Genomic DNA, 5,872 nt, shown 5'->3' with positions numbered 1-5,872 from the left:
TGCGGCTTGCCGGTCCGGGTTCTGCGGTGACATTCAGACCCTTCGGCCTTGCTAGCGCGTGCTGCTTCAACACAAGCGCCAGGCGCGAGCCCTGGCCCCAGTGCCTGGCTCAGCCTGAGCGTCGAGCCTGCGGATGCGGATCCGCTGGTCAGCGTGCGTCCTTGCGCGGTGTTTTTGGCGGTTACGTTGCGGATTTTGGACAAAAAGAAACCCTCAGTCCTGTTGGACTGAGGGTTTCGGGTAAAGCCCCTGGCGATGACCTACTCTCGCATGGCTTGAGCCACACTACCATCGGCGCAGCTGCGTTTCACTTCCGAGTTCGGGATGGGATCGGGTGGTTCCACAGCGCTAATTTCACCAGGGAGACGGTTGGAGCGTCGCCATCCAAGAAACGGATTAAGGCGCCCAGTCTCGCATAGTTAACTTGTGACGTAGCTTGCGTTTGGTGATCTACCAACGTTCGTTGGGACCAAGGCAACTTGAGGTTATATGGTCAAGCCGCACGGATCATTAGTATCAGTTAGCTCAATACATTGCTGTACTTACACACCTGACCTATCAACCACATAGTCTATATGGTTCCTTTAGGGGGCTTGTGCCCCGGGAAGTCTCATCTTGAGGCGCGCTTCCCGCTTAGATGCTTTCAGCGGTTATCGCTTCCGAACATAGCTACCCGGCAATGCCACTGGCGTGACAACCGGAACACCAGAGGTTCGTCCACTCCGGTCCTCTCGTACTAGGAGCAGCCCCTCTCAAACTTCCAACGCCCATGGCAGATAGGGACCGAACTGTCTCACGACGTTCTGAACCCAGCTCGCGTACCACTTTAAATGGCGAACAGCCATACCCTTGGGACCGACTACAGCCCCAGGATGTGATGAGCCGACATCGAGGTGCCAAACACCGCCGTCGATATGAACTCTTGGGCGGTATCAGCCTGTTATCCCCGGAGTACCTTTTATCCGTTGAGCGATGGCCCTTCCATACAGAACCACCGGATCACTAAGACCTACTTTCGTACCTGCTTGATCCGTCGATCTTGCAGTCAAGCACGCTTATGCCTTTGCACACAGTGCGCGATGTCCGACCGCGCTGAGCGTACCTTCGTGCTCCTCCGTTACTCTTTAGGAGGAGACCGCCCCAGTCAAACTACCCACCATACACGGTCCCTGATCCGGATAACGGATCTAGGTTAGAACGTCAAGCACGACAGGGTGGTATTTCAAGGATGGCTCCACTGCAGCTAGCGCCACAGTTTCATAGCCTCCCACCTATCCTACACAGACGAACTCAACGTTCAGTGTAAAGCTATAGTAAAGGTTCACGGGGTCTTTCCGTCTTGCCACGGGAACGCTGCATCTTCACAGCGATTTCAATTTCACTGAGTCTCGGGTGGAGACAGCGCCGCTGTCGTTACGCCATTCGTGCAGGTCGGAACTTACCCGACAAGGAATTTCGCTACCTTAGGACCGTTATAGTTACGGCCGCCGTTTACTGGGGCTTCGATCAAGAGCTTCGCCTTGCGGCTGACCCCATCAATTAACCTTCCAGCACCGGGCAGGCGTCACACCCTATACGTCCACTTTCGTGTTTGCAGAGTGCTGTGTTTTTGATAAACAGTCGCAGCGGCCTGGTTTCTGCGACCCTCTTCAGCTATAGCTCGCATGAGCCACCAAAAAGGGTGCACCTTCTCCCGAAGTTACGGTGCCATGTTGCCTAGTTCCTTCACCCGAGTTCTCTCAAGCGCCTGAGAATTCTCATCCTACCCACCTGTGTCGGTTTACGGTACGGTCTTCGTGAGCTGAAGCTTAGGAGCTTTTCCTGGAAGCGTGGTATCAGTGACTTTGCCATAAAGGCTCGTCTCGGTGCTCGGTCTTAAAGGATCCCGGATTTGCCAAAGATCCAAACCTACCGCCTTTCCCCGGGACAACCAACGCCCGGTACACCTAACCTTCTCCGTCCCTCCATCGCACTCACGCGAGGTGCAGGAATATTAACCTGCTTCCCATCGACTACGGCTTTCGCCCTCGCCTTAGGGACCGACTAACCCTGCGTCGATTAACGTTGCGCAAGGAAACCTTGGGCTTTCGGCGTGCGGGCTTTTCACCCGCATTATCGTTACTCATGTCAGCATTCGCACTTCCGATACCTCCAGCAGACTTCTCAATCCACCTTCGCAGGCTTACGGAACGCTCCTCTACCGCGCATAAAACAAGTTTTATGCACCCCAAGCTTCGGTTCACTGCTTAGCCCCGTTAAATCTTCCGCGCAGACCGACTCGACCAGTGAGCTATTACGCTTTCTTTAAAGGGTGGCTGCTTCTAAGCCAACCTCCTGGCTGTCTATGCCTTTCCACATCGTTTTCCACTTAGCAGTGAATTTGGGACCTTAGCTGTGGGTCTGGGTTGTTTCCCTTTTCACGACGGACGTTAGCACCCGCCGTGTGTCTCCCGGATAGTACGTACTGGTATTCGGAGTTTGCAATGGTTTGGTAAGTCGCGATGACCCCCTAGCCATAACAGTGCTCTACCCCCAGTAGTATTCGTCCGAGGCGCTACCTAAATAGCTTTCGAGGAGAACCAGCTATCTCCGGGTTCGATTAGCTTTTCACTCCTAATCACAGCTCATCCCCGTCTTTTGCAACAGACGTGGGTTCGGGCCTCCAGTACCTGTTACGGCACCTTCACCCTGGCCATGACTAGATCACCCGGTTTCGGGTCTACTGCCCGCGACTATGCGCCCTTATCAGACTCGGTTTCCCTTCGCCTCCCCTATACGGTTAAGCTTGCCACGAACAGTAAGTCGCTGACCCATTATACAAAAGGTACGCAGTCACTCTTGCGAGCTCCTACTGCTTGTACGCACACGGTTTCAGGATCTATTTCACTCCCCTCTCCGGGGTTCTTTTCGCCTTTCCCTCACGGTACTGGTTCACTATCGGTCGGTCAGGAGTATTTAGCCTTGGAGGATGGTCCCCCCATATTCAGACAGGGTTTCACGTGCCCCGCCCTACTCGTCTTCACTGGAGTGGCCCTTTTAAATACAGGGCTATCACCTTCTATGGCCAATCTTTCCAGATTGTTTTTCTAAAGCCATTCCAGCTTAAGGGCTGCTCCCCGTTCGCTCGTCACTACTTAGGGAATCTCGGTTGATTTCTTTTCCTCCGGTTACTTAGATATTTCAGTTCACCGGGTTCGCTTCCAGCAGCTATGAATTCACTGCAGGATACTGCCGAAGCAGTGGGTTTCCCCATTCGGACATTGCCGGATCAAAGCTTGTTGCCAGCTCCCCGACACTTTTCGCAGGCTACCACGTCCTTCATCGCCTCTGACCGCCTAGGCATCCACCGTGTGCGCTTATTCGCTTGACCATATAACCCCAAGTTGCCTCGGGGTCACATGCCGTGTTGTGTGGGGTACAAAGCCACCAACGCGAACATACGACTCAATTATTTAGGGACTCGAAGTCCCCGCCTTAGCCTCAACGACACGTTTAGATAGATATCTCAAACGCTCGCTACGTCACAAGTTATAAAAGAACATGTATCAGCCTCAACGCTGATCCATATAAATTCTTAAGTGTGCACTACATTCAGAGTGGTGGGTCTGGGTAGACTCGAACTACCGACCTCACCCTTATCAGGGGTGCGCTCTAACCACCTGAGCTACAGACCCGAAGTCTTTTCACTCAATATGGTGGAGCCTGTCGGGATCGAACCGACGACCCCCTGCTTGCAAAGCAGGTGCTCTCCCAGCTGAGCTAAGGCCCCAAAAGGGACTTCGCATACCGACCTGTGCCGGTATGAATCTCTGAATGCAGGTAATTTGTGAGGACGCCCGACAGGAACAATGACGTCATGCTCAAAAGGAGGTGATCCAGCCGCACCTTCCGATACGGCTACCTTGTTACGACTTCACCCCAGTCATCGGCCACACCGTGGCAAGCGCCCTCCCGAAGGTTAAGCTACCTGCTTCTGGTGCAACAAACTCCCATGGTGTGACGGGCGGTGTGTACAAGGCCCGGGAACGTATTCACCGCAGCAATGCTGATCTGCGATTACTAGCGATTCCGACTTCATGGAGTCGAGTTGCAGACTCCAATCCGGACTGAGATAGGGTTTCTGGGATTGGCTTACCCTCGCGGGTTTGCAGCCCTCTGTCCCTACCATTGTAGTACGTGTGTAGCCCTGGTCGTAAGGGCCATGATGACTTGACGTCATCCCCACCTTCCTCCGGTTTGTCACCGGCGGTCTCCTTAGAGTTCCCACCATTACGTGCTGGCAACTAAGGACAAGGGTTGCGCTCGTTGCGGGACTTAACCCAACATCTCACGACACGAGCTGACGACAGCCATGCAGCACCTGTCTCACGGTTCCCGAAGGCACCAATCCATCTCTGGAAAGTTCCGTGGATGTCAAGACCAGGTAAGGTTCTTCGCGTTGCATCGAATTAAACCACATACTCCACCGCTTGTGCGGGCCCCCGTCAATTCCTTTGAGTTTCAGTCTTGCGACCGTACTCCCCAGGCGGCGAACTTAACGCGTTAGCTTCGATACTGCGTGCCAAATTGCACCCAACATCCAGTTCGCATCGTTTAGGGCGTGGACTACCAGGGTATCTAATCCTGTTTGCTCCCCACGCTTTCGTGCCTCAGTGTCAGTGTTGGTCCAGGTAGCCGCCTTCGCCACGGATGTTCCTCCCGATCTCTACGCATTTCACTGCTACACCGGGAATTCCGCTACCCTCTACCACACTCTAGTGACCCAGTATCCACTGCAATTCCCAGGTTGAGCCCAGGGCTTTCACAACAGACTTAAACCACCACCTACGCACGCTTTACGCCCAGTAATTCCGAGTAACGCTTGCACCCTTCGTATTACCGCGGCTGCTGGCACGAAGTTAGCCGGTGCTTATTCTTTGGGTACCGTCAGAACAATCGGGTATTAACCGACTGCTTTTCTTTCCCAACAAAAGGGCTTTACAACCCGAAGGCCTTCTTCACCCACGCGGCATGGCTGGATCAGGCTTGCGCCCATTGTCCAATATTCCCCACTGCTGCCTCCCGTAGGAGTCTGGACCGTGTCTCAGTTCCAGTGTGGCTGATCATCCTCTCAGACCAGCTACGGATCGTCGCCTTGGTGGGCCTTTACCCCGCCAACTAGCTAATCCGACATCGGCTCATTCAATCGCGCGAAGCCCGAAGGTCCTCCGCTTTCACCCGTAGGTCGTATGCGGTATTAGCGTAAGTTTCCCTACGTTATCCCCCACGAAAGAGTAGATTCCGATGTATTCCTCACCCGTCCGCCACTCGCCACCCATAAGAGCAAGCTCTTACTGTGCTGCCGTTCGACTTGCATGTGTTAGGCCTGCCGCCAGCGTTCACTCTGAGCCAGGATCAAACTCTTCACTTAAAATTACATGTCCGAAGACAAATACTTTAGCTGCAGAAGTTCAACCACTGACAACTTATCGCTTGCAAAGCAATTAATATGTTGCTTTTTGATTAAACGTCTGCAAGATGGACAATCATCCTTCCTGCAGGCGTCCGCACAAATTACCTGCGCACACTGTCAAAGAACATTGGGAAGTGGCCTCAGCGCCGTTCCCGTCAGCTTCGTCGTTTCCGTCGAAGCGAGCCGCCCATTATAGCGGGCTTTTTCTTGCCGTCAACACCTCATCTCGAGGTGGTTGACGCTGCTTCGTTTCGACCCGAAGGTTTTCTGCGAAGCGAGCCGGCCATATTAGCAGGCTTTTCATCTTCGTCAACCCCTCGTGAAGAGGAAGTTGCCGCCGCTGCACCTCAATCTGCCGAAGCATCTTTCCGTGTAGCGAGCCGCCCATCATAGCCGGCTTTTTCGTTTCGTCAACACCTT

The 5,872-nt window shown here is 53.7% G+C and carries 1 protein-coding gene, 2 tRNA genes and 3 rRNA genes; all 6 read right to left on the bottom strand.

Going from position 1 to position 5,872, the window contains the following annotated elements; all coding sequences use genetic code 11:
- Window positions 1–247: 247 nt before the first annotated feature.
- Window positions 248–362: ribosomal RNA gene (rrf, locus tag EO170_RS17670) — 5S ribosomal RNA — on the bottom strand.
- A gap of 127 nt (window positions 363–489) precedes the next feature.
- Window positions 490–3,370 (bottom strand): 23S ribosomal RNA (locus EO170_RS17665).
- 227 nt (window positions 3,371–3,597) lie between these two features.
- A tRNA-Ile gene (locus EO170_RS17660) sits at window positions 3,598–3,674 on the bottom strand.
- A gap of 19 nt (window positions 3,675–3,693) precedes the next feature.
- Window positions 3,694–3,769: transfer RNA gene (locus EO170_RS17655), tRNA-Ala, on the bottom strand.
- Window positions 3,770–3,863: 94 nt separating this feature from the next.
- Window positions 3,864–5,410 (bottom strand): 16S ribosomal RNA (locus EO170_RS17650).
- Together the 16S, 23S and 5S rRNA genes with 2 tRNA genes alongside form the textbook arrangement of a ribosomal RNA operon.
- Before the next feature lie 232 nt (window positions 5,411–5,642).
- Window positions 5,643–5,872: hypothetical protein (locus EO170_RS21650; RefSeq protein WP_206514035.1), on the bottom strand; the 230-nt coding region annotated here is incomplete at its 5' end.

This window comes from Xanthomonas sp. BRIP62409 (genome assembly GCF_003992965.1).
Lineage (GTDB): Bacteria > Pseudomonadota > Gammaproteobacteria > Xanthomonadales > Xanthomonadaceae > Xanthomonas > Xanthomonas euroxanthea.
This window is presented reverse-complemented; position numbering and strand designations above follow the sequence as displayed.